The 21917-nt window shown below is 72.6% G+C and carries 19 protein-coding genes and 3 tRNA genes; 7 read left to right on the forward strand and 15 right to left on the reverse strand.

Translation table 11 applies throughout. From position 1 onward, the window contains the following. Nucleotides 1-71 precede the first annotated feature (71 nt). The 4 genes from ACVJ1F_RS07410 to ACVJ1F_RS07425 form a co-directional block, all read right to left on the reverse strand. Nucleotides 72-1052 (reverse strand): MDR family oxidoreductase, encoded by a 981-nt coding sequence (locus ACVJ1F_RS07410; RefSeq protein WP_456885485.1) that lies wholly within the window; start codon nt 1050-1052, stop codon nt 72-74. A gap of 24 nt (nt 1053-1076) precedes the next feature. Then, complete coding sequence (locus ACVJ1F_RS07415; protein WP_056044120.1) at nt 1077-2474, reverse strand: SPFH domain-containing protein; 1398 nt, start codon at nt 2472-2474, stop codon at nt 1077-1079. A gap of 11 nt (nt 2475-2485) precedes the next feature. Beyond that, on the reverse strand, nt 2486-2995 hold the full coding sequence (locus ACVJ1F_RS07420; RefSeq protein WP_159824867.1) for a hypothetical protein: 510 nt from the start codon (nt 2993-2995) through the stop codon (nt 2486-2488). An 81-nt stretch (nt 2996-3076) separates the two neighbouring features. After that, nucleotides 3077-4102 carry a 6-phosphofructokinase gene (locus ACVJ1F_RS07425; RefSeq protein WP_056044114.1) on the reverse strand — a complete coding sequence of 342 codons (1026 nt, stop codon included), beginning with the start codon at nt 4100-4102 and terminating at the stop codon, nt 3077-3079. Between the two features lie 142 nt (nt 4103-4244). Here ACVJ1F_RS07425 and ACVJ1F_RS07430 point away from each other — a divergent pair, with 142 nt between their 5' ends. Then, entirely contained in the window at nt 4245-4949 is a 705-nt protein-coding gene (locus tag ACVJ1F_RS07430; RefSeq protein WP_456885486.1) for a hypothetical protein, read from the forward strand. An 82-nt stretch (nt 4950-5031) separates the two neighbouring features. On the opposite strand, the gene ACVJ1F_RS07435 is transcribed toward ACVJ1F_RS07430, so the two are convergent. After that, entirely contained in the window at nt 5032-5517 is a 486-nt protein-coding gene (locus ACVJ1F_RS07435) for a pyridoxamine 5'-phosphate oxidase family protein (RefSeq protein ID WP_056044110.1), read from the reverse strand. 33 nt (nt 5518-5550) lie between these two features. Further along, nucleotides 5551-6459, reverse strand: a complete 909-nt coding sequence (gene trhO, locus ACVJ1F_RS07440) for an oxygen-dependent tRNA uridine(34) hydroxylase TrhO (protein ID WP_456885487.1) — start codon at nt 6457-6459, stop codon at nt 5551-5553. Nucleotides 6460-6560: 101 nt separating this feature from the next. Here trhO and ACVJ1F_RS07445 point away from each other — a divergent pair, with 101 nt between their 5' ends. Further along, nucleotides 6561-7958: a GntR family transcriptional regulator gene (locus tag ACVJ1F_RS07445; protein ID WP_456885488.1), complete on the forward strand. Its 1398-nt coding sequence runs from the start codon at nt 6561-6563 to the stop codon at nt 7956-7958. Here ACVJ1F_RS07445 and ACVJ1F_RS07450 read toward each other — a convergent pair. Together ACVJ1F_RS07450 and ACVJ1F_RS07455 are read right to left on the reverse strand one after the other, a co-directional pair. Continuing rightward, nucleotides 7939-8949 carry an LCP family protein gene (locus ACVJ1F_RS07450; RefSeq protein WP_456885489.1) on the reverse strand — a complete coding sequence of 337 codons (1011 nt, stop codon included), beginning with the start codon at nt 8947-8949 and terminating at the stop codon, nt 7939-7941. The two genes, ACVJ1F_RS07445 and ACVJ1F_RS07450, sit on opposite strands and share 20 nt — an antisense overlap. Before the next feature lie 62 nt (nt 8950-9011). Next, nucleotides 9012-9749 carry a sugar transferase gene (locus ACVJ1F_RS07455; RefSeq protein WP_456885490.1) on the reverse strand — a complete coding sequence of 246 codons (738 nt, stop codon included), beginning with the start codon at nt 9747-9749 and terminating at the stop codon, nt 9012-9014. 121 nt (nt 9750-9870) lie between these two features. On the opposite strand from ACVJ1F_RS07455, the gene ACVJ1F_RS07460 reads away from it, so the two are divergent. Further along, the gene (locus tag ACVJ1F_RS07460; RefSeq protein ID WP_456885491.1) at nt 9871-10833 is read left to right on the forward strand and encodes a DNA-3-methyladenine glycosylase family protein; all 963 of its coding nucleotides are present in this window, start codon (nt 9871-9873) and stop codon (nt 10831-10833) included. Between the two features lie 93 nt (nt 10834-10926). On the opposite strand, the gene ACVJ1F_RS07465 is transcribed toward ACVJ1F_RS07460, so the two are convergent. Beyond that, nucleotides 10927-11397: a MarR family winged helix-turn-helix transcriptional regulator gene (locus tag ACVJ1F_RS07465; protein WP_456885492.1), complete on the reverse strand. Its 471-nt coding sequence runs from the start codon at nt 11395-11397 to the stop codon at nt 10927-10929. A 41-nt stretch (nt 11398-11438) separates the two neighbouring features. Between ACVJ1F_RS07465 and ACVJ1F_RS07470 the strand changes: the two genes are divergently transcribed. After that, nucleotides 11439-15059, forward strand: a complete 3621-nt coding sequence (locus ACVJ1F_RS07470; protein WP_456885493.1) for a proline dehydrogenase family protein — start codon at nt 11439-11441, stop codon at nt 15057-15059. A gap of 129 nt (nt 15060-15188) precedes the next feature. On the opposite strand, the gene ACVJ1F_RS07475 is transcribed toward ACVJ1F_RS07470, so the two are convergent. Beyond that, the gene (locus ACVJ1F_RS07475) at nt 15189-15626 is read right to left on the reverse strand and encodes an Lrp/AsnC family transcriptional regulator (RefSeq protein WP_043593232.1); all 438 of its coding nucleotides are present in this window, start codon (nt 15624-15626) and stop codon (nt 15189-15191) included. Nucleotides 15627-15728: 102 nt separating this feature from the next. On the opposite strand from ACVJ1F_RS07475, the gene ddaH reads away from it, so the two are divergent. After that, a complete protein-coding gene (gene ddaH, locus ACVJ1F_RS07480; RefSeq protein ID WP_347342526.1) occupies nt 15729-16607 on the forward strand; it encodes a dimethylargininase in 879 nt (292 codons plus the stop codon). Nucleotides 16608-16662: 55 nt separating this feature from the next. Here ddaH and ACVJ1F_RS07485 read toward each other — a convergent pair whose 3' ends face one another. The 4 genes from ACVJ1F_RS07485 to ACVJ1F_RS07500 form a co-directional block, all read right to left on the reverse strand. Continuing rightward, nucleotides 16663-18180, reverse strand: coding sequence for a glycosyltransferase family 39 protein (locus ACVJ1F_RS07485; protein ID WP_456885494.1), 1518 nt, complete (start codon nt 18178-18180; stop codon nt 16663-16665). 112 nt (nt 18181-18292) lie between these two features. Beyond that, a tRNA-Phe gene (locus ACVJ1F_RS07490) sits at nt 18293-18365 on the reverse strand. Between the two features lie 36 nt (nt 18366-18401). Continuing rightward, nucleotides 18402-18478, reverse strand: a tRNA-Asp gene (locus tag ACVJ1F_RS07495). A gap of 83 nt (nt 18479-18561) precedes the next feature. Continuing rightward, nucleotides 18562-18637: transfer RNA gene (locus tag ACVJ1F_RS07500), tRNA-Glu, on the reverse strand. 337 nt (nt 18638-18974) lie between these two features. On the opposite strand from ACVJ1F_RS07500, the gene ACVJ1F_RS07505 reads away from it, so the two are divergent. Continuing rightward, nucleotides 18975-20261 (forward strand): M23 family metallopeptidase, encoded by a 1287-nt coding sequence (locus tag ACVJ1F_RS07505; protein ID WP_056044090.1) that lies wholly within the window; start codon nt 18975-18977, stop codon nt 20259-20261. A gap of 82 nt (nt 20262-20343) precedes the next feature. Here the strand turns inward: ACVJ1F_RS07505 and ppa are convergent, their stop codons facing one another. After that, on the reverse strand, nt 20344-20835 hold the full coding sequence (gene ppa, locus ACVJ1F_RS07510) for an inorganic diphosphatase (RefSeq protein WP_456885495.1): 492 nt from the start codon (nt 20833-20835) through the stop codon (nt 20344-20346). 71 nt (nt 20836-20906) lie between these two features. On the opposite strand from ppa, the gene tilS reads away from it, so the two are divergent. Continuing rightward, the gene (gene tilS / locus ACVJ1F_RS07515) at nt 20907-21899 is read left to right on the forward strand and encodes a tRNA lysidine(34) synthetase TilS (protein ID WP_456885496.1); all 993 of its coding nucleotides are present in this window, start codon (nt 20907-20909) and stop codon (nt 21897-21899) included. Nucleotides 21900-21917 lie beyond the last annotated feature (18 nt).

The following is a 21917-nucleotide window of genomic DNA, read 5'->3' on the forward strand; positions in this document are numbered from 1 at the left end:
CGGCCCTGAACCGGTCGCCGACATGTCGAGCATAAACCCGAGGGCTGAGTACGTATGGGTGATCCGGAGTTCTAGATGTGCGATCCGCCGACGCGCACGACCGTCCGCCCCCGGGTCCGGCCCGCCAGGATCGCCTCGCCGGCGCCCACCACGTCGGCCAGGGCGACCTCGCCGGTCATCGAGTCGAGGAGGTCGAGGTCGAGGTCCCGAGCCAGTCGCTCCCAGGCGCGCTGGCGCAGGTCGAGCGGTGCCTCCACCGAGTTCACGCCGGCCAGGGTCACGCCCCGCAGGATGAACGGCAGCACCGTCGTCGGCAGGTCGGCGCCCTGGGCGAGCCCGCAGGCCGTGACGGTGCCACCCCAGCGGGTCTGGGCCAGGACGGTCGCGAGGGTGTGGCTCCCGACCGAGTCGACGCCGCCGGCCCAGCGGGCCCGCTGCATCGGCTTCCCCGCCCCGGACAGTTCGTCGCGGTCGACCAGGGCCGAGGCCCCGAGCGAGCGGAGGTAGTCGCCCTGCTCGGCGAGGCGACCCGAGGAGGCGCTGACCGAGTACCCGAGGCGGCTCAACACCGCGATCGCCACCGACCCGACGCCTCCGGCCGCACCGGTCACCACGACGTCACCGTCGTCGGGGCCGACGTCGCGTTCGAGCCGGAGGACGCTCAGCATCGCCGTGAAACCCGCCGTGCCGATGGCGGCGGCGCGCCGCCCGTCGATGCCCGGGGGGACCAGGACGGCGCTGCCCGGGTTGACCACGACGCGTTCGGCGAAGCCGCCCGCCTTCGTCTCGCCGTGGCCCGCACCGTTGACCAGCACCTCGTCGCCCGGTGCGAAACGTGACGACCCCGAGGACGCCACGACGCCGACCAGGTCGATGCCGGGCACGAGAGGATCGACGCGGGCGACCCCGGGGTCACCGCGCAGGGCGAGACCGTCCTTGTAGTTGACGCCGGACCAGGTGACGTCGACGACGACGTCACCCGGCCCGGCGACCGGCTCGTCGAGCTCTCGGAGCTCGGCGGCCCTGCCCTTCTCGACCACGATCGCACGCATGCGATCGAGGTTACGCGGGTGCGGTCAGACGCGATCGACGGGGCCGGACGCCCCCGCCTTGCCCCCGAGGAACCCGCCCAGCGCACTGACGAGGTCGAGCCCCGTCGTGGCCTTCACGACGTCCTGCAGCTGCGTCATGTTGTTGGCGACCGACTTCGTCAGCTCGTTGGCACCGTCGGTCGACACCACCGTCAGGGCGTCGATGTTGCCCATCGGCGCCGCCATCTCGCGGGCGATCTCGGGCAGGCGCGAGATGACTTGCGAGGCGAGTGCCGCCTGGCCGAACTTGCCCTGAGCCTCGGCCAGCGCGTCCACGGCCTCGGCCTCGGCGAGACCCTTGGCCTTGATCGCCGCGGCCTCGGCGCGACCGGCGGCCTCGACGGCCGCGGCCTCGTTCTCGGCCGCGTTGCGGGCGGCGTCGGCGAGCTGCGTGCGGCGGAACGCCTCGGCCTCGACGGCGGCGTTGGCGGCGTCGCGCTCGGCCTCGGCGTTCTGCACGGACGCGTAGGCCGCGGCCTCGGCGGGCTGGCGCACCTCGATGTTGAGTCGCTCCTGGTTGACCTTGGCCTGCTCGGCCACGGCGATGCTCTCTTGTTCGGCGACCAGCTTGTCTTGCATGGCCCGGGCGAGCTCACCGGCGGCGGCGGCCTCGGCCTGGGCCCGGTCGGTCTCGGCCTTGATCTGGGCCTGGCGGACGTCGAGCTGCAGCTGACGCTCGGCCGTCTGCTGCGTGTTGCCGATGCGGGCCAGGGCGGCGATGCGCTCGGCCTCGGCCTCGGCCACGTCGGCGTTCTGCTTGGCGACGGCCGCCTCGGCGCGACCACGGTCGGCGAGGTAGGTGCTGCCCGGCGTCTCGATCTCGCGGATGTTCATGGTCTCGATCTGGAGGCCGAGCTCGGCGAGCTCGCCCTTCGTCTCGTTCACGGCGTCGGCCGCGAGGCGCGAGAAGTTCTTGACCAGGTCGTCGACCGGTTGGCCGCCGATGAGACCGCGGATCGACCCCTCGAGCGACTGCTGCACGATGACCGGGAGCTGCTGCTGCTGCAGCAGGTAGCGCTGGGCGGCGCGGCGCACCCCGTCTTCGGTGCCCGTCACCTTGAAGTTGACCGTGGCCTTCACGGCGGTGCGGATGTAGTTGGCGTCGATCGCCTGCACCTCGACCGGGGTCTGGTACTGCTCGAGCGACAGCTTGAAGCCCTCTTGGAAGATCGGCCAGACGAAGGTGCGGCCACCGATGATGACCTTCTGCGGGCTGGAGATGCCCCCGCCCTCGGACCGTTCGGCGCCACGGCCGACCACGATCAGGGCCTCGTTCGGCGGGACGCGACGGACGCGGCTGGCGACGAACGACAGCAGGGCGAGCACGATGACGACGGCGACGACGATGGCGACGACGCTGACGTTCGAGGAGATGAAGTCCACGGGGCTTCCTTTCAGTTGGTCTGGGGATCACGTGACGCGGAGGTCTCGCCGGCGTCGAGCGCCTCGACCTGCACGCGCGGGCCGTTCTCGGCCACGACGCGGACGCGGACGCCGCGCTCGATGCGCGCGTCGCTGGTCGCGAGCCGCCGCTCGAGCTCGCGGACGTCGTCGAGCCGGACCTCGCCGCCGGCCGGGCCGGTGGCCTCGGTCGTGACGCCGACGAACCCGACGGGCGACCAGTGCCCCCCGCTCTCGCGGCGCGTCACGCGGCGGACGACGAGCTGGATCAGCACGAGGGCGACGAGGGCCATGCCGACGGCGACGGCGTAGGTCCACCCCGCGGCGAGGTCGGTCTGCGACGTGACGACCCCGGCGAGCCCGAAGATGGCCAGGGCCGCGCCCAGGGCGACGCCCGAGACGAGCCCGTCGCCGACGTCGACGACGTCGAGCAGGTCGCCCACGACGATGCTGACGAGCAGGAGCAGGAGTCCGATCGCCCCCACCACGATGAACGTGATCATGCGTCGAGCCTGTCAGACTCCGGCCGGGCGCACATCGCCTGTGCGACGGACCCCGCGCCACCGCCCACCGGTGGCCGCCCCTCAGCCGAAGAGGATCGCGGCCTCGTCGTAGCGGTGCTGCGGGACGACCTTGAGGCTGTCGAGGGCCTCCTCGAACGAGACGTGGACGATCTCGGTGCCCCGCAGGGCGACCATGCGCCCCCAGCGACCCTCGACCACCGCGTCGCTCGCCGCCATGCCGAGTCGTGTGGCGAGCACGCGGTCGTAGGACGTGGGCGTGCCGCCGCGTTGGATGTGCCCCAACGTCGTGGCGCGGGTCTCGATGCCCGTGCGCTCCTCGATGACGGGGGCGAGTCGCTCGCCGATCCCGCCGAGGCGCGGGCGGCCGAAGGCGTCCAGGCCGCGCTCGGAGTGCACGTCGCTCTCGTGGTCGGGCACGAAGCCCTCGGCGACGACCACCAGCGGGGCGCGACCCCGGTCGTAGGCCGACTGCACCCATTCGACGATCTGGTCCATGCTGGTCGCCTGCTCGGGGATGAGGATCGCGTGGGCACCGGCGGCCATGCCCGAGTGCAGGGCGATCCAGCCCACGTGTCGGCCCATGACCTCGGCGACCATGCAGCGGCTGTGCGAGTCGCCGGTGGTGCGCAGGCGGTCCATGGCGTCGGTGGCGATCTGGACCGCGGTGTCGAAGCCGAAGGTGTAGTCGGTCGCCCCGAGGTCGTTGTCGACGGTCTTGGGCACGCCGACGATCTTGAGTCCCGCGTCCGTCAGGCGCTTGGCCGCGGCCAGGGTGCCCTCGCCGCCGATCGCGATCATGGCGTCGATGCCGAAGCGCTCCATGTTCTCGGCGATGCGGTCGACGCCGCCGTCGCCCTCGAACGGGTTCGTGCGGCTCGTCCCGAGGATCGTGCCGCCCTGTTTCGCGATGCCCTGGATCTCTTTGCGGGTGAGGGGCATCACGTCGCCGTCGACGACGCCTCGCCAGCCGTCGCGGAAGCCGACGAATTCTTGTCCGTGGATCTGCGTGCCCTTGAGCACGGCACCGCGGATGACCGCGTTGAGACCGGGGCAGTCGCCACCGCTGGTGAGGATTCCGATTCGCATCGAGGGGCTCCATCGCATCGAAGGGCCCGATCGACGGGCCGAGGTCGAGACCCATCATGGACCACGAGGAGGCGCGGCACCTGTCCACGGGCCCGGTCACCGCCCTGCCGGTCGCGCAGGCGGCCGTACTACCCTCGCCTGCATGAGCAACGAGCAGCCGGGGCGTCCGCCGTCGCCGTGGGCCCGGTTCGCCCGGCCAGCGCCGACCGAGCCCGACCGGGGCGAGTTCCCGTTCGGTCCGCCTCGCCCGGTGCACCCCGAGGCGGGCGTGGCCGATCGCGGTTGGCCGCTCGACCCCTCCGGCGCATCGTCGATGCCCGCCGCGCGACAGCAGCAGCCGTTCTTCCCCCAGCCCGCGGCGTCGCAGCCCCCCTCGTCGCAGCCCGTCGGCCAGCAGGCCGCCGCGCCGACGTGGGACTCCGACGGTCGTCAGGTCTGGGCGCCGCCGCCCGGTCCCGTGCCCGAGACCGGCTCCGCGCCCGACGCCCGGGCCGAGAACGCAGGCCTCGGCTCGTACTTCTTCCCCGCCGACGACGACTGGTCGTCGGCGCCGCCCCGCACCGACGACGAGGGCCGCGGTCTCGCGATCGCCTCGATCGTCTTCGGCGTCTTCTTCGCGCCCCTCGGCCTGGTGTTCGGCATCGTGGCCGCGCGACGCGCCCGTGCCGCCGGCCGCCCGGCCACCCTCGCGCTGACCGGCATGGTCGTCGCCTCGATCGTCATCGTCCTGAGCCTCGTGTACGCGATCGCGGCACTCGACTACTACTCGCAACTCGCGACGACCTGTGCCCAGCTCGGTCCCGGCGACTACGTGAACGGCGACGGTCGGACCGTCACCTGCGGGTGACCGGGGCGGGCACGGACCATCACAGGACGCGAACCGCCGGGGGCGCGGGCCGTCGAGGACGACCCGCGCCGCGCCTCCTCGGCTAGAGCGAGACGGTGCCGGTGTCGGCGACGTTCTTCGGGTGTCCGCCGGTCACGGCGGCCTTGGCGTACTTGAACAGGGTGACGGCCTTGGGCTCGTTGCTGACCCAGTACTCGGCCGTGTCGACGTCGACCTCGAGCAGTGCGACGGTCGGGTCCTCGCGGCCCTTGTCGAACCAGGCCTCGGCCCCGGTCGTCCACAGTTCGTCGATCAGCCCGGAGTCCTTGACGATCGAGGCCTTGCCCGCGAGCGACAGGTAGCCCTTGCCGGTCTCGACGGCGACGTTCACCTGCGGGTGCGCCTTGACGTCGTCGACCTTGGGGGAGGGGTCGCGCGTGAAGAAGTACACCTTGCCGTCGAAGTCGCGATCGACGATCGCGAGGGGTCGGCTCACGAGGTGGCCGTGGCTGCTCTGCGTGGTGAGGATGCCGATGCGGCCCGCGTCGAGGACCTCGCCGATCTTCTTGATGTCGTTGGTCTCAGTCATGCCGGGGACCCTACGCCGGAGCCTCGACCGAGGTCACAGCACCGGAGGTCCGTCGCCGGTCACGGACGAGGAGGCGCGGTGCCGGTCGCAGGTCACGTCGCCTCGTGCACCGCACCCGTCGCAGGCGACCAGTTGCCGTCGGCACTGCACCTCGACGCAGTTCTGCATGCGGCTGGTCGCGGTGCCGCAGACCTCGCAGCGACCGATCACGGCCGCGTGGTCGCTGAACTCGACCGACCCGCGACCGTCGAAGACGTAGAGCGAACCGTCCCACAGGCCGTCGTCGCCGAAGCGCTCGCCGTACCGCACGACACCCCCGTCGAGTTGGTAGACCCGCGAGAACCCCCGCGACGTCATGAGGGACGACAGCACCTCGCAGCGCACGCCACCCGTGCAGTACGTGACGACGGGCTCGTCCTTGAGGTGGTCGTAGCGCCCGCTGTCGAGTTCGGCCACGAAGTCGCGGGTCGTGGCCACGTCGGGCACCACGGCGCCTCGGAACCGACCGATGCGTGACTCGTACTCGTTGCGACCGTCGAAGAAGGTGACCTGCTCACGGGCGACGAGTTCGTGGAGTTCGTCGGGGGACAGCCGCTCACCGGTGCCCACCACGCCGGACCCGTCGACCTGCAGTTCGTCGGGGGCGCCGAACGTCACGATCTCGTCGCGCACCTTGATCGACAGGCGGGGGAAGTCGTCGCCCGTGCCCTCGCTCCACTTGACGTCGAGCTCGGCCAGGGCCGGGTGCTGCCGGGTCTTCTTGAGCCAGCGCTTGACGTCGGGCAGGTCGCCTCCGAGCGTGCCGTTGAGGCCCTGGTGGGACACGAGGACGCGCCCGCGCAGGTTCAGGGACTCGGCGAGGTCGCGCTGCCACAGACGCATCGCCTCGGGATCGCCGAGCGGTGTGAAGGCATAGAACAACACGATCTTCGGGGTCGCCACCAGGAGATCCTAGGGGCAGGCCGGTGGGGGAGCGCCGTACGCCTGAGGCATAAATGCCTTATGCTGGTACCCGGAATTCCAGACACCGACGAAAGGCGACGATGCCCGTCCCGACCCCCGCCCGTCCGGTCATCCCTCGGCGCCTCCAGAAGGACGCCGTCTTCGAGTACCTGGTCGAGGCGATCCTCGACGGCACGCTGCGACCGGGCGAGCGCCTGCGAGACGCCGACTGCGAGACGTGGCTCGGTGTCTCGCGGACGCCGATCCGGGTCGCCATCGCGAAGCTCGAGCAGGTGCGACTGGCCGAGATCTCGGCCCGTAGGGCGACGAGCGTCGTGGTCCCTCGCCGCGAGGTCGCCGTCGACCTCCTGGCGGTCGGGTGCGCCCTGCTCGCGGCCGTCGTCGCGTCGGCGGGTCACGACGAACGAACCGGGCTCGATCGACGCCTGTCGGGCCTCGTCGACGACTGCCGCGCCCGTTCCTCCTCGGCCGACGGTTCCGTCGAGGAGGTCGACGCGGTCGGCGACTCCTGGGCGGCGGTGTGGTCGGCCGTCGACGACCACGTGTTCGGCCGCCTCGCCGTCCGACACGCGCGACGTCTGACGCTGCCCCTGCGCCATCACCTCCGAGAGCTGTCCGCCGACGATCTCGACGTCGTCGCCGACGTGTTCGTCGAGGTTCGTCGGTCACTCGGCGGCGGGCTGGTCGACGCCGCGGCCGAGGCGTGCGAGCGGGTCACCTCGAGGCTCGACCCGCCCGACGTCGCCCGGGTCGGGTCGTCCGATCCGCGCGGGGCGTCCGCCGTCGTCGAGGGCCGTCGCGTCCTCGCCCGGGGTGACGACGTCACGAGGGCCGGCGCCCGCGCGACCCTCGTCCGACCACGCCTGAGCGACGACGTCTACCGGATGATCCTCGTCGCGATCCTGGAGGGCACCCTGACGCCCGGCGAGAGGCTCGCCGACGACGAACTCACCACCTGGCTGGGCGTCTCGCGGACTCCCGTCCGTTCCGCTCTCGAGCGGCTCGACGAGAGGGGCCTCGTTGACATGGCTCCGAACCGCTACACGCGGGTCGCTCGCCCCGAGGTCGCCGACGTCGTCGCCGCCCGCGATCTGTACGCCCGGCTCGTGTCGTGGTCGGCCGATCGACACCCGACGGGCGGCGGCGCCGACCGGGCCGAGATCGCGGCGGTGACGAGCCGACTGCTCCCCTTGGCGACGAGGTCCGAAGGGGCCCCGGCGACCCTGACGATCCTCACCTGCTTGGCCACCGTGGTCAGACGACTCGCCTCGGTCGAACGATCACCGGCGCTGTCCCGCGAACTCGACATCCTCGAGCCCCGTCTGGCCCACGGGGTGATCTCGTGCGGATTCGGACTGCCGCCGAGCTCGTGGCGGACGTTTTCGGATGCCGTGCGGGTGTCGCCCGGCGCGACGGGCGGGGGCTGGGGCCCGGCAGCAGCCGCTCTGATCCGTTCGCTCAGCCCGCAGGGGGGCTGAGCGACTCGAGGTCGTCGTCGGCGAACGCGCGGCGGAGGTCGTCGAGCATCGAGTCGTCGACGATGACGATCGACTGCCCGTCGGGTGACGTGCCGGTGCCCGAGACGGGCATCGTGAAGGATGTCACGTCGGACGGTCGGAGCTGCCTCAGCGAGAGGCCGAGGCCGATCATGTCGCTCGTGGTCCACGAGCTGTCCACCCCGACGTGACCGGCGGTGGTCTCGACGAACGCCGAGACGCGCGCCGGATCGGTCAGGGTGCGCGTGCTGACCAGGCGGTCGGTGATGCCGGCCACCAGGGCGCGTTGATTGCGCATGCGCTGGAAGTCGCCATCGGCGAAGGCGTAGCGCTCGCGCACGTACTCGAGAGCGCTCGGACCGTCGAGGGTGACGGCTCCCTCGGCGAAGACGCGATCTCCTCGGCGGAACTCGACGTCGTTCTGCACGGTCACGGCACCTAACGTCGCGACCATCGACTCGACGCCACCGAAGTCGACGACGACGGCGTGGTCGATGCGTGCGCCCGTCAACGCCTCGATCGTCCGGGTCTGGAGCGGGACGCCGCCCCAGGCCAGGGCGGCGTTGACCTTGGCCTGGCCGTGGTCCGGCACCTCGACCCAGGTGTCGCGAGGGATCGACACGAGCTCGACGGAGTGACGGTCCGCGGCGATGTGGGCGACCATGATCGTGTCCGCCCGTCGGGGCCCGGAGCCCGCGAGATCGCGTTCGTCGACGGGCTCGCGGCTGTCCGACCCGAGGAGCAGCAGGTTGACGGAGCCGTCGGTGGCGGGGGCGGGGCGGCCCGCGTAGTCGGTCAGGGTGCCGACGTCGTCGAGGGCGTCCTCGGCCGACCGGATCGTGGTGAGACCGAAGATCGCCAGGGCCCCGACCCCCGTGGTCACGACGCCGACCAGCACGAGCAGGCTCGTCATGGCGAGACGGTGGCGTCGGAAGAACGAGCGTCGTCGTCTGCGGACACGGTGGTCGGTCATGGTGGCTCCGCTTCGGGGGTCTGGTCGGCGGTCGGGTCCGGGGAACGCGTGCCGCGTCTCGCTCAGTACGCGCCGGAGGGCCGGACGACGGCGCCGATCGTCTGCACGAGCAGCCGCGCATCGGTCGTCGGCGTCCAGCCGTGGACGTAGCCGAGGTCGAGGTCGAGCCCGGCGTCCCAGTCGAGGTCGGAGCGGCCCCCCACCTGCCACGGGCCGGTCAGCCCCGGCAGCACCGTCAAGCGCTGGCGGGCGCGGCTGCAGTACTGGGCGACCTCTCGCGGCAGGGCCGGGCGCGGCCCGACCAGGCTCATCTCGCCCCGCAGCACGTTCACCAGCTGCGGCAGCTCGTCGAGCGAGTGCCTGCGGAGCACGCGGCCGACCCGGGTCACACGCGGATCCACGCGGAGCTTGAAGAGCGGCCCGTCGGCGTCGTTCGCCTCGGGCATGATCGCGACGGCCCGATCGGAGTCGGCCATCGATCGGAACTTCAGCATCTCGAAGGTCCGGCCGTCGAGCCCACAGCGTTCTTGGCGGTAGAGGACCGGGCCACGGCTGTCGAGTCGCACCGCCAGGGCGACGAGGGCGAGCGCGGGAGCGAGGGTGGTCAGAGCGGCGACGGCCCCGACGAGGTCGATCGCCCGCTTGGCCCGACGGGCGGCGGCCCGCCGGACCGGGGGAGCGGCCGGGGCGACGTCGGGACCATGGGCATCGCCCTGGTGGTGGCGGTTCGGTCGGCCGGGCGCGGAGGAGGTGACGCGGGCACCTGCGGGTGCGGACAGGGGTCTCGTGGTGATCGTCATCGGGTCTGCTCGGTGTCTCTCGTCTCGTGCACGGGCGGCGGATGGCCGACGCATAAAATATCACACAGACATGAACCATGACGCAAGAGGTGTTGTCGGCGGGAGCGTCTACCATCGCGACATGGATCAGCTCGAGCGCACGGGGGCCGCTCCCGACGCGGACGACCGACGGCTCGGGACGGTCTACTCGTCGGCACGCCCGGTGGACGTCCGGGCCACCCTGCGGCCCCTGGGTCGCGGCTCGGGCGATCCCTCGTTCCGGGTCGACGGCGACCGGACGTGGCTCGCCCTGCGCACCCCGGCGGGCGAGGTGACGCTCTGCGTGTCGGCGAGCCGCGCCTCCTCGTCCGTCCGCGCCGACGCGTGGGGGCCGGGAGCCGCCTGGGCGATCGAGCACGTGCCCGAGCTGCTGGGCCGCGGCGACGACTGGTCGGGGCTCGACGTCACGACGAACGCGTTCCTGGCCGACGCCCGCCGGCGGCAACCGGGGCTCCGGCTGACCCGCACCAACCTCGTGCTGCAGGCCGTCGTCCCGGCGATCCTCGAGCAGAAGGTCACGAGCGTCGAGGCCTGGCGTGCGTGGCGGCAGCTCGTGCGTCGACACGGCACGCCGGCACCGGGTCCGGCACCCGAGGGGCTCGTCGTCCCGCCGGACGCCCAGGGCTGGCGCCGCATCCCCAGCTGGGAGTGGCACCGGGCCGGCGTCGGGCCGCAGCGATCGGCGACCGTCATGAGGGTTTGTGCGGTGGCGCCCGCACTAGAACGCACGCTCGCCGTCGGTCGGGGTGGCGACGAGGTCGCGACGCGCCTCCGGTCGATCCCCGGCGTGGGCGTCTGGACCGCCGCCGAGACGACGCAGCGTGCGCACGGCGACCCCGACAGCCCCAGCGTGGGCGACTACCACCTGCCCGCCGTGGTCGGATGGGCGCTCATCGGCCGTCCCGTGGACGACGACGGCATGCTCGAGCTGCTCGAGCCGTGGCGCGGCCACCGTGAACGCGTCATGCGGTTGATCACGGGCAGCGGCTTCTCGAAGCCGAGGTTCGGCCCGCGCATGACCATCCAGGACCACCGCTTCCACTGACGCGGCAGACGGCCGAGACGGCCGAGACGGCCGGCACGGCCGAGGTGGCCGCGACGACCGCGCGTCCGCGTCGGGACGCAGAGGAGGCGCGGGTCAGGCCTGGGCGTCGGGCGACGCGTCCGTGCCGATCGCCTCGAGCACGCGACCCGAGAACGCCCGGACGACCTCGGCGTCCGTCTCGAGCACGTCCGCGAAGTACCTCTTGATGGCGGCCGTGTGCCCCCGGGTCGCCGCGAGCATGGCCCGGCGGCCGTCAGTCGTCAGCTCGACCCAGGTGCCCCGCGCATCGGACGCGCACTCGGTGCGGCGCACCAGCCCTCGGCGCTCCATGCGGGTGACCTGGTGGCTGACCCGGCTCTTCTCCCAACCGATCTGCTCGGCGATGTCCCGTACGCGCGAGCGTCGGTCGCTGCTCCGGCCCAGGCCGACGAGGATCTCGTACTCGGGGGCGGACACGCCCGAATCGCTCTGCAGACGGAGCTCGAGGGCCCGGTCGAGGCGCCGTCTCATGGCGTAGAAGGAGTCCCAGACGACCCACTCCTCGTCGGTGAGTTCGTCGGCCATTCGCCCAGTGTAGGGACGGTGGCGCGGCATATCCTCGACCCATGTCCGATGTGCACGCCGACGAAGTCACGCAGCAGACCGTCGAGACAGCCCGCCGCTGGTGGGACGCCGCGCGTGCCGTCCCCGTGCAGGGTCCGGCCGCCCGTCTGACCGACGTGCTGCGCGACCCCCGCGGCCTCGACTTCGCCCGCGACTTCGCCGACCGCGTCGTCCGCCCCGGGGACGACCGGGCGGGCGCATCGGCCCTCGAGTCGCTCAGCCGACGCACGCCGGCCCTGCTGCCCTGGCACCTCCGGGCGGCCATCTCGTTCGGTGGGGGCTTCGGCCCGATCGCACCCAAGCCGATCATGCCGGTCGCGCGGCGGACGCTGCGCCACATGGTCGGGCACCTGCTCGTCGACGCGCCACCCGAGAAGCTCGCGCAGGCCCTCACGGGTCTGCGCGGCGACGGCGTCCGGCTCGACGTCACCGCCTGGGGGCCCACGGTGTCGGGGCCGACCCAGGCCGAGCGCCGGGTCGCCGCGGTCCGGGCCCTGATCGAGCGGCCCGACGTCGAGCGCGTCACGACGACCGTCCGCGAGCTCGTCGGCCCGACCTCGCCCTGGGCCTTCGACGAGACGAGCGACCTCGCCGAGTCGAGGCTCCGGCCCCTGGTCGAGCTGGCGGCGTCGACGGGCACGCTCCTCACCCTCGGCGTCGACCGGCACGCCGACGTCGACCTCACGATCGACGTCTTCACGCGACTGCTCGACCGACCCGGGCTCGAGGCGGTGACGGCGGGCATCGTCGTCCAGTCGTACGTCCCCGAGGCGCTCGACTCGCTGAGGTTGCTCACCGACTGGGCCCGTGACCGCGTCGACCGGGGCGGCGCGCCGATCTCGGTCCGGCTGGTGAAGGGCGGGTCGCGACTCGACGAGATCGTCGACGCCCGCCTGCACGACTGGCCCGTCGTCACCTTCGAGGCCAAGCACGAGACCGACGCGAGCCACCTCCGGCTGGTCGAGTTCGCGCTGAGGCCCGAGAACGCCGCGGTCGCCCGGGTCGGCCTCGCCGGGCACGACGTCTTCGACCTGGCCCATGCCGTCACGGTCGCCCGTCGCCACGGCACCGACCACCTGCTCGACGTCGAGATGTGGCTGGGGGCCGCACCCGGGCTCGCCGAGGTCGTCCGCTCCGAGCTCGGGTCGCTCGTCCTCCTGGTGCCGGTGACCGTCTCCGGCGAGTTCGACTCCGCCGTGCGACACCTGGTGGGCCGGCTCGACGCGCTCGCCGACCCCGAGGGATTCCTCTCGAGCGCCCTCGACGTCGACCACGAGGCGGCGTTCGCGCGAGAGGCTCGCCGGCACGACCGCGCCGTGGCGGCCGTCGGCGATCTGCCCTCCGTGCCCCGGCGCCGTCGAGACCGGTCGGGCCCGCTCGACGAGGGCCCCGACCACGTCGTCGACTTCGTGGCCGAGGCCGACACCGATCCTTCGCTCGACGGCAACCGGAGGTGGGCCCGAGGTGTGCTCGGGCGCGCCCGTCGGTCGGTCGCCGGCATCGAGACCGCCGACACGGCCCCCTCCCTCGGGGCCGCCTCCTCGGACGCCGGCGCCCTCGACGACGACTCCCTCGTGGCGATGGTGACCCGCGCCTCCTCGGCCGGCGGGGCCTGGGGCGGCCAAGACCCCGAGACCCGCGCCGAGCTGCTCGACCTGGCGGGCCGCGAGCTCGCCCTGCGGCGTTCGCGCCTGGTCGAGGTGTCCGTCAGCGAGTCCGGTTCGACCCTGTCCGAGGCCGACCACGAGGTCGGTGCGGCCGTCGACTCGGCCCACCGTCTGGCCGTCCTGACCCGAGGGCTCGCGGCGGTCGACACGGCCGAGCACCGGCCCCCGCGGCTGACGGTCGTCGTGCCCGACCTCGTCACGCCCGTCGCCGGAACGGTCGAAGGGGTGCTCGCGGCGTTCGGCGCCGGCAGCGCGGTCGTCGTCTTGTTGCCCCGGAGCCGGCGGCGGGCGGTCGCCGTCGTCGCGGAGGCGCTCTGGGCGGTCGGCGTCCCGGACTCGCTCCTGGCCCTCGTCGTCGCGGACGACCCCGACCACGAACGCGCCCTGCTGACGCACCCGTTGGTCGACCGGGTGGTCGCGCACGGGGCGGTCGAGACGGCCGTCGGCCTCCGTGAAGCGCGCCCCGACCTCGACCTCGCCGTGCGGACCCGGGGGGTCACCTCGCTCGTCGTCACCCCGTCGGCCGACCTCGAGCTCGCCGCCGCCGACGTCGTCGCCAGCGTCGTCGACCACGCCGGCCGTGGTCACGGAGCCCTCGACCTGGTGCTGGCCGTCGGGTCCGTCGGTCACGGTGAGGCCTTCCGTCGCCTGCTGCGCGAGGCCTTCGAGGCGGTCGTCGTGGGTCCGGCCGACGACGTCGCCACCGTGATGGGCCCGCTCGCCTCCACCCCGACCGGGTCCGAGCTCGACGTCCTGACCGTGCTCGGCCCCGGCGAGTCGTGGCTGCTCGAGCCGCGTCCCCTCGACGAGACCGGGGCCCTCTGCTCGCCGGGCGTGCGCGACGGCGTCGACGCCCGCGGTGCCTTCGCCTCCCGCTCGCACGAGGTCCCCGTCGTCGGCCTCGTCCCGGTCGAGACCCTGGCCGAGGCGATCGCGGTGCAGAACGCCGAGAACGGCGGTGACGTGGCGGGTCTGCACTCCCTCGACGTCGACGAGATCGACGAGTGGCTGCACACCGTGCGGGCCGGAGACCTCGTCGTCGGCGGTCCGACGACGGGCGCCCGGGTCCGGCGCAGGCCCCCCGGCGGGTGGGGTCGACGGGCGATCGGTCGGGGTCTCAAGCCCGGCGGCCCGAACGCCCTGATCGGCCAGGGGGCCTGGCGCCACCGTCCCCACGAGCCGCGCCCCTCCCTGCGCCTGCACGACGTCTCCGAGGGGGTCACCCGTCTCGTCGACGCGGCCCGACCCACCCTGTCGTTCGAGCAGTTCGACTCGCTGCGGACGGCCGTCGAGAGCGACCAGCGCGCCTGGCAGTCCGAGTTCGGCCTGGCCCGTGACGTCACCGGCCTCGTCGTCCAGCGCAACGTGCTCCGCTACCGTCCGCACCCCGTCACGCTGCGACTCTCCGCGGGGGCCGATCCGACGGCTCTCGTCCGGCTCGTCGCCGCCGGGGCACGGGCGGGGTCGACCCTGACCATCAGTTCGGCCGTGCCGCTGCCGGCGGGTCTCGTGCACCTGTGGCGCGCCTCCTCGTCGCCGGTGCGGGTGCGAGACGTCGTCGTCGAGAGCGACGAGGCGTTCGTCGCGCGGGCGGCCGCGGGGGCGCTGCAGGGCCCCACGGCCGAGGTGGCCGGCCCGGACGTGCTCGACCTGCTGGCCGAGGCCGCCGGGGGCGAGCGGGCCTCCACCGAGGAGGCGCGGGTCGACGACTCGAGACCGGCTCCGTCACCCGAGGCGGTCGCGGCCTACCGCGGCCTGCGCATCCGGACGATCGGCGGAGACCCCACCGAGCTGGCCCGGGCCCTGCGGGGCAGCCCCGACGTCACGATCTCCTCGGGCGAGGTGACCGAGGAGGGGCGGATCGAACTGCTGACGTTCCTGCGAGAGCAGTCGGTCGCGCTGACGGCACACCGGTACGGACGCCTCGACCCCACGCTGGCCGACCTGCGACTCTGACCGGCTTGCGGGTCGGGCCGATCTGCGGGTCGGACCAATCTGCGGCACCGAGCTGCGGGTCGGGCCGGCCCGCGACACAAACCGGCCTGCGAGCCGGCCGACCTGAGCCTCCGACCGCAGGGCCGTGCCTCAGGCCGAGCGGCGGCTGATGAGTTTCGAGAGCACGATCGCGCTGCGGGTGTGGTCGACGTTCGGGGCGTTGCGCACGCGTTCGAGGGCCTCCTCGAGCGACGGGATGTCGCGGCTGCGCATGTGGACGATGGCGTCGGCGCTGCCGGTCACCGTACCGGCGTCGACGACCTCGGGGACCGTGCCGAGGATGCGCTGCAGTTCTTGGGGCGAGACGGTGCCACGGCAGAACAGCTCGACGTAGGCCTCGGTGCCGAGCCCGTCGACGGCGGGGTCGACCTGGACGGTGAACCCCTTGATGACGCCGTCGGCGACGAGGCGGTCGACGCGGCGCTTCACCGCCGAGGCGCTGAGGCCGACCGAGGCGCCGATGTCGCCGTACCCTGCGCGGGCGTTCTGGCGCAGGAGGTCGATGATGCCGTAGTCGAGATTGTCCACCACGGCATCGTACGCCCGAATGCTGCACCAGGGCTGACAAATACGCAAGAAAAGTGCGTCAGAGCTCGGCCTCGTGCGCGCCCACGATGTGACACTGATCCGGTGAGCCTGACGATCGAACCCACCGACCTGCCCGATGCGACCGCCGTGGGGGACTCGACCCGCGTGGCCAGCCACCGCACCATCTTGATGTGTCGGCCCGAGCACTTCACCGTCAGCTACAAGATCAACCCGTGGATGGACCCCACCACGCCGACCGACACCTCGCTGGCGCTGGCCCAGTGGCAGACCCTCTACGACACCTACGTCGGCCTGGGGTTCGACGTCGAGCTTATCGACCCCGAACCGGGTCTGCCGGACATGGTCTACGCGGCCAACGGCGGCTTCGTCCTCGACGGCGTCGCCTACGGCGCGCGCTTCACCTACCCCGAGCGCCAGGCCGAGGGCCCGGCCTACATGCGGTGGTTCGCCTCGGCGGGCTTCGAGGTCGCCGAGCCCTCCGAGACCAACGAGGGCGAAGGGGACTTCCTGCTGGTCGGCGACGTCATCCTGGCCGGCACGGGCTTCCGCAGCGACTCGAGTTCGCACGACGAGATCGGTCGCGTCTTCGGGCGCGAGGTCGTCAGCCTCACCCTGGTGAACCCGAGCTTCTACCACCTCGACACCGCCATCGCCGTGCTCGACCCCGAGCCGGTGGACGGCCGCCACACCATCGCGTACCTCGAGAGCGCCTTCGACGACGCGTCGCTCGCGATCCTGCGGCAGCGCTTCCCCGACGCGATCCTCGTCAGCGAGGAGGACGCCGCCATCCTCGGACTGAACTCGTACTCGGACGGCCACAACGTCGTGATCGCCGCCCGGGCGACCGGCTTCGAGCGTCAGCTGCGCGAGCGCGGCTACAACCCGATCGGCGTCGACCTCTCCGAGCTGCTGCTCGGCGGCGGCGGCGTCAAGTGCTGCACCCTCGAGCTGCGTCGCTGAGGGTCGAGCATGACCACCAGGCCTGACCGTCGAGCCTGACCACCAGGCCTGGCCGTCAGGCCGGCGGTCGCGCGAAGAGGTAGACGACGCTCCGACCGGTGCGGTGCTCCTGTCGGATCTCGTACCCCTGGTCGCGGAGCTGCCGCAGGTCGGCCTCGCTGAGGACGTCGACGGAGAGCCGCGCGATCCAGAGGCGGTCGACCGACGACAGCCGGTCGGCCAGTTCGACGGCGTCGTCCTCGTCGTCGAGGCGCAGGGTGACGTCCGAGTACGAGCCCGACGGCAGGCCCGAGCGGACGTAGGCCACGTCGTCGAGCTCGGCGAATCGATCCGGGTAGGCGTACATCGCCTGGCGGGGTCGCGTCGACACGGTGCCGGTCGCGTCGAGCAGGAACGCGTCGCCCGGGCGCGCCTGGCTCTCGATGTAGCTCGAGAGCTGCGAGAGGTCGCTGCCGCCGCCCTTGCCGGTGGGCAGTCGCTGCAGCACGTACGTCGGCACCGAGGCCGCCACCAGCAGGGCGACGAGGGCGATGCTGATCCAGCGCCGTCGGAAGCCGGTGACGGCCACGGCCAGCAGCAGGCACATGCCGGGTGCCGAGAAGGTCACCAGCCTCGACGTGTACACGGGCGACAGCACGAGCCCCAGTGCGAGCAGCAGTCCGGCGGGCAGCGCGACCCAGAGCGCGCCGAGCAAGACCACGCTGCCGGGCGTCCGCGAGCGGTCGCGGAGACGGGTGCCGAGCAGGATGAGCAGGACCGCCGAGACCACGGCGAAGGCCAGGCCCGTGACGAACCACGGTTCGACCAGGACCGTCCACCAGGTGACGTCGGCTCCCGTCGACGGATCGGCCACCCCCAGGAGGCGCGAGCGCTCGGCGAGGACCGTCCCGATGACCGGCGAGGTCACGAACAACGCCGCCCCGGTCGAGACGGACCAGCCGAGGAGGCGGTGGCGGGCTCCGCGTCGCCGGCGCTGTGCCGGCGCCAGCAGCAGGAACACGCCGTGCACCACGATGATCAGGCCGAGGGGGACGAAGGTCGCGATCGACCCGGCGAGGACCGCGCCGTACCCGATCCACCAGCGTCGGCGGTGACGCCGGGAGGCCACGAGCAGCAGCACGGTGACCCAGACGGCCAGGGCGACCGACAGGGCGTAGGGCCGGGCCTCGGCGGCCTCGAGCGTGAAGCGGGGCAGCACCGCGAAGACCGCGGCGGCCAGCAGCGCGGTGCGACGGGTCGTCAGCATCCGCGTCAGGACGAGCACCCCGGCCGCCCCGGCCCCGACGAAGACGGCCGACGGGAACCTCGTGGCCACCTCGGCCTCGCCGAAGGCGCCGACCCAGAAGTGCATGAAGAGGTAGTAGACCGTGTGCACCGCGTCGCGCTGGTACACGAACGCCAGCAACTCGCCGAGGGGGAGGCGCGCCACCTGCAGCGTCGTGGCCTCGTCGCTCCAGTACGAGGGCACCCAGCTGAACGCGGCCCCGAGCAGCAGGGCCGCGAGTCCGGCGACGAGCGGGTCGAGCCACCGGCTGCGGAGGGAGACGACCGCGGGGTCGTGGCCGATGCTCACGAGACGGTCCCACCAGTGGCGATGCCGCGGTGCCCATCACCGGCCATGCCGCGGTGCCCACCACCGGCCATGCCGTTAAACGAGTCAGGCCCCGCCTGAGCGGGGCCTTCTGTGGCTGGACACGGCATCGATCCGTGGACCTTTCGATTTTCAGTCGAACGCTCTACCAACTGAGCTACCCAGCCGTGAGGGCCCGAAGCCCCCAGGCGATGAACTCGCCTTGGCGACCCTGACCGGACTTGAACCGGCGACCTCCGCCGTGACAGGGCGGCGCGCTAACCAACTGCGCTACAGGGCCAAACTTGCTGCTGTGACACAGCGTACTCGATGTTCTGTTGTGATTGGTGCAGGTGATGCCTCGGTGCTGTCTTGCAGTGGTGCTGGTGACCCCAACGGGATTCGAACCCGTGCTGCCGCCGTGAAAGGGCGGTGTCCTAGGCCACTAAACGATGGGGCCGTGTCCGAGGACGTCATAGCAACCGATCACAGAGCATACGGATGATCGCGGGGAAAAGCAAAACGAGGGCGACGGCGGGTGCTGCGCGCGCCTCCTCGTCCCCTGTCGTGGTCGGGCGACACGCTCGCCACTCCGTCTCGGCTGCCCCGCGTTCACCGACTCGACGGCTAGTTTCAAGTCGTTCTTGAGAGTTCGGGGTCGACCGCCGGTCGACCGTCCGGCGGCGTCGCGTCCGCGGCGCTGTACGGGACCGGGCGTCGGCGATACCGTGTCCTGCACGGCGACCCCGGCGCGACCGGCCGGGCTCGATGCCGTCACGATGAATCGGAACCACTCGATGACCTCCACCCGCCGCACCGGGCGCCCGCGCCTCGTGAGCCTCACCTCGGGCCCGCTCGCTCCGTCGTCGCGCCTGGCCCGCATCGTCGTGACCGTGGCGGCCGCGTCCCTGCTGCTCACCGCCGGCGTCGTCGGACTGCCCGCGTCGTCGGCCACGGCCGCGTCCTACCCGTCGTGGGAGGACGTCCAGAAGGCTCGCGGCGACGAGACCGCGAAGCAGGCCGAGATCACCAACCTCGAGGGCATCCTCACCCAGATGCAGGCCGACCTCGACGCCGCGAACACCGAGGCCGAGAAGCGCGGTGACGAGCTGCAGAAGGCCCAGTCCGCCTACGACGACGCCCAGTACAAGACCGCCCAGCTGCAGTCGCAGGCCGACTCCGCCGACCAGGTGGCCGCGGCCAGCGAGGAGCGGGCGGGTCAACTCGCCGCGCAGCTCGGTCGCTCCGGTGGCACCAACGGCGTCAGCGGCACCCTGATCGCCGACCCGGGGGAGGCCGGGCAGCTGCTCTACAAGCTCGGTGCGATGAGCAAGCTCACCGAGCAGGCCGACGGCATCTACGCGCAGGCCACGCAGGACCGCAACACCGCACAGGGGCTCAGCGACCAGGCCGCCGTCGCCGAGGCCGCCCTCGCCGTGCTGGCCGACGAGGCACAGCAGGCCCTCGCCGACGCGAACGACGCCGCCCAGGCCGCGAGCGACGCCCTCGCCGCACAGCAGGAGAACCAGGCGCGGCTCCAGGCCCAGCTCGAGACCCTGAAGACCAACGTCGACCACACCGAGGCCGAGTACCAGAAGGGCGTCGAGGAGTCACGGGCCGCCGCGGCCGCCGCGGCGGCGGCGACCAACGGCACGGCCCTCGGGGTCGTCTCGCCCCAGGGCTGGACGCGCCCCGCCGGCGGCAACATCTCGAGCGGCTTCGGCATGCGCGTCAACCCCGTGACGCACGCGTACATCCTTCACGCCGGCACCGACCTCGCCGCAGGCTGCAACACGCCCATCTACGCCGCCACCGCGGGCGTCGTCAGCTACGCCGGCTGGTACGGCGGCTACGGCAACTTCGTGCTGATCGACCACGGCAACGGCGTCACGACCGGGTACGGCCACCAGCCGAACGGCGGCATCATGGTCAGCGTCGGGCAGGCGGTCGGCACCGGCCAGCAGATCGGGCACGTCGGCTCGACCGGCAACTCGACCGGCTGCCACCTGCACTTCGAGACCCGCGTCGGCGGCGTCGCGCAGAACCCGCAGCCGTTCATGGCGGACCGCGGCATCCGCCTCTAGGCGCCGTCTCCGCACCCCGGCACGACGAAGGGCCCGACACCACGTGGTGTCGGGCCCTTCGTCGTACCGGGGTCCGGGGAGGTCAGTGCCCCTCGTCGGCCAGCTTCGTGATGCCGGCCTCGACGATGGCCTCGGCCTCGGCGGCGTCGCCCCAGCCCTCGGTCTTGACCCACTTGCCGGGCTCGAGGTCCTTGTAGTGCTCGAAGAAGTGCTCGATCTCCTGGCGGAGGTACTCGGGCACGTCGGTGACGTCCTGGATGTGCTCCCAGCGCGGGTCCTTCGCGGGGACGGCGATGACCTTGGCGTCGCTGCCGCCGTCGTCGGTCATGTTGAAGACGCCGACCGGGCGCACCTTGACCCCGACGCCCGGGAAGAGCGGGTAGTCGAGCAGCACGAGCACGTCGACGGGGTCGCCGTCGAGGCCGAGCGTGTTCTCGAAGAAGCCGTAGTCGGTCGGGTAGACGAACCCGGTGAACAGGACGCGGTCGAGGTAGACGCGACCGGTCTCGTGGTCGACCTCGTACTTGTTGCGGCTGCCTTTGGGGATCTCGATCACGGCGTCGTACGCGGCCATGGGTGTGCTCCTTGCGATGCGTCGTTGGGGGGTCCGACCCGACGGGTCGGCGGTGTCGCTAACGTTACAAGATGCCCGACAGACCCCGCCTGACCCCCGCGACGGCCGACGTCCGACGAGCCCTGCGCGCCTCCTTGTCCGGTCACGACGAGGGCGACCTCGTGCTCGTGGCCCTCAGCGGCGGGCCGGACTCCCTCGCGCTCGCCGCGGGGCTCGCGTTCGAGGCGCCGCGTGCGGGGCTGCGCGCCGGGGCGGTCGTCGTCGACCACGACCTGCAGGGCGACTCGCGCAGCGTCGCGGCCCGCGCGGCCGAGCAGGCTCGCGGCCTGGGGCTCGACCCCGTCGTCGTCGTCCGGGTCTCGGTGGGCACCGAGGGCGGTCCCGAGGCGGCGGCCCGCACGGCCCGCTACGACGGGCTTTCGTCCGTCGCCTCCGAGCAGGGTGCCCGCACCGTGCTGCTCGGCCACACCCGCGACGACCAGGCCGAGACGGTGCTGCTCGGCCTCACCCGGGGCAGCGGTGCGACGAGCCTGAGCGGCATGGAGGCGCGCTCGGGCCTGTACGCCCGCCCCCTGTTGGTCGTCGGTCGCTCGACCACGGCGGCGGCCTGCACCGACGCCGGCCTCGAGGCCTGGGCCGATCCGCACAACGACGACCCGACCTTCACGCGGGTGCGACTGCGGCGGACCGTCCTGCCGATGCTCGAGCGCGAGCTGGGCCCGGGCATCACCGAGGCGCTCGCGCGGACGGCGGACGCGCTGCGCGAGGACTCGTCCGCCCTCGACCACTTCGCCGACGAACTGGCCGAGGAGCTGGCCGACCACGCCGAGGCGGGCATCTCGCTCGACGTCCGGGGGCTCGCCGCGAACCCGGCGGCCCTGCGTCAGCGACTGATCCGGCTCGCGGTGCAGAGCGAGTTCGGCGTCTCGCTGAGCCGCGTCCAGACCCTCGAGGTCGCCCGGCTGGTGACCGACTGGCACGGGCAGGGGGCGGTGTCGCTGCCGGGCATTACAGTGGAACGCACCGGAGGCGCGCTGCACTTCTCGGCGACCGGCGCCTCCTGAGATCCCCCTCGGCACCCC

This window comes from Frigoribacterium sp. 2355, assembly GCF_054060695.1.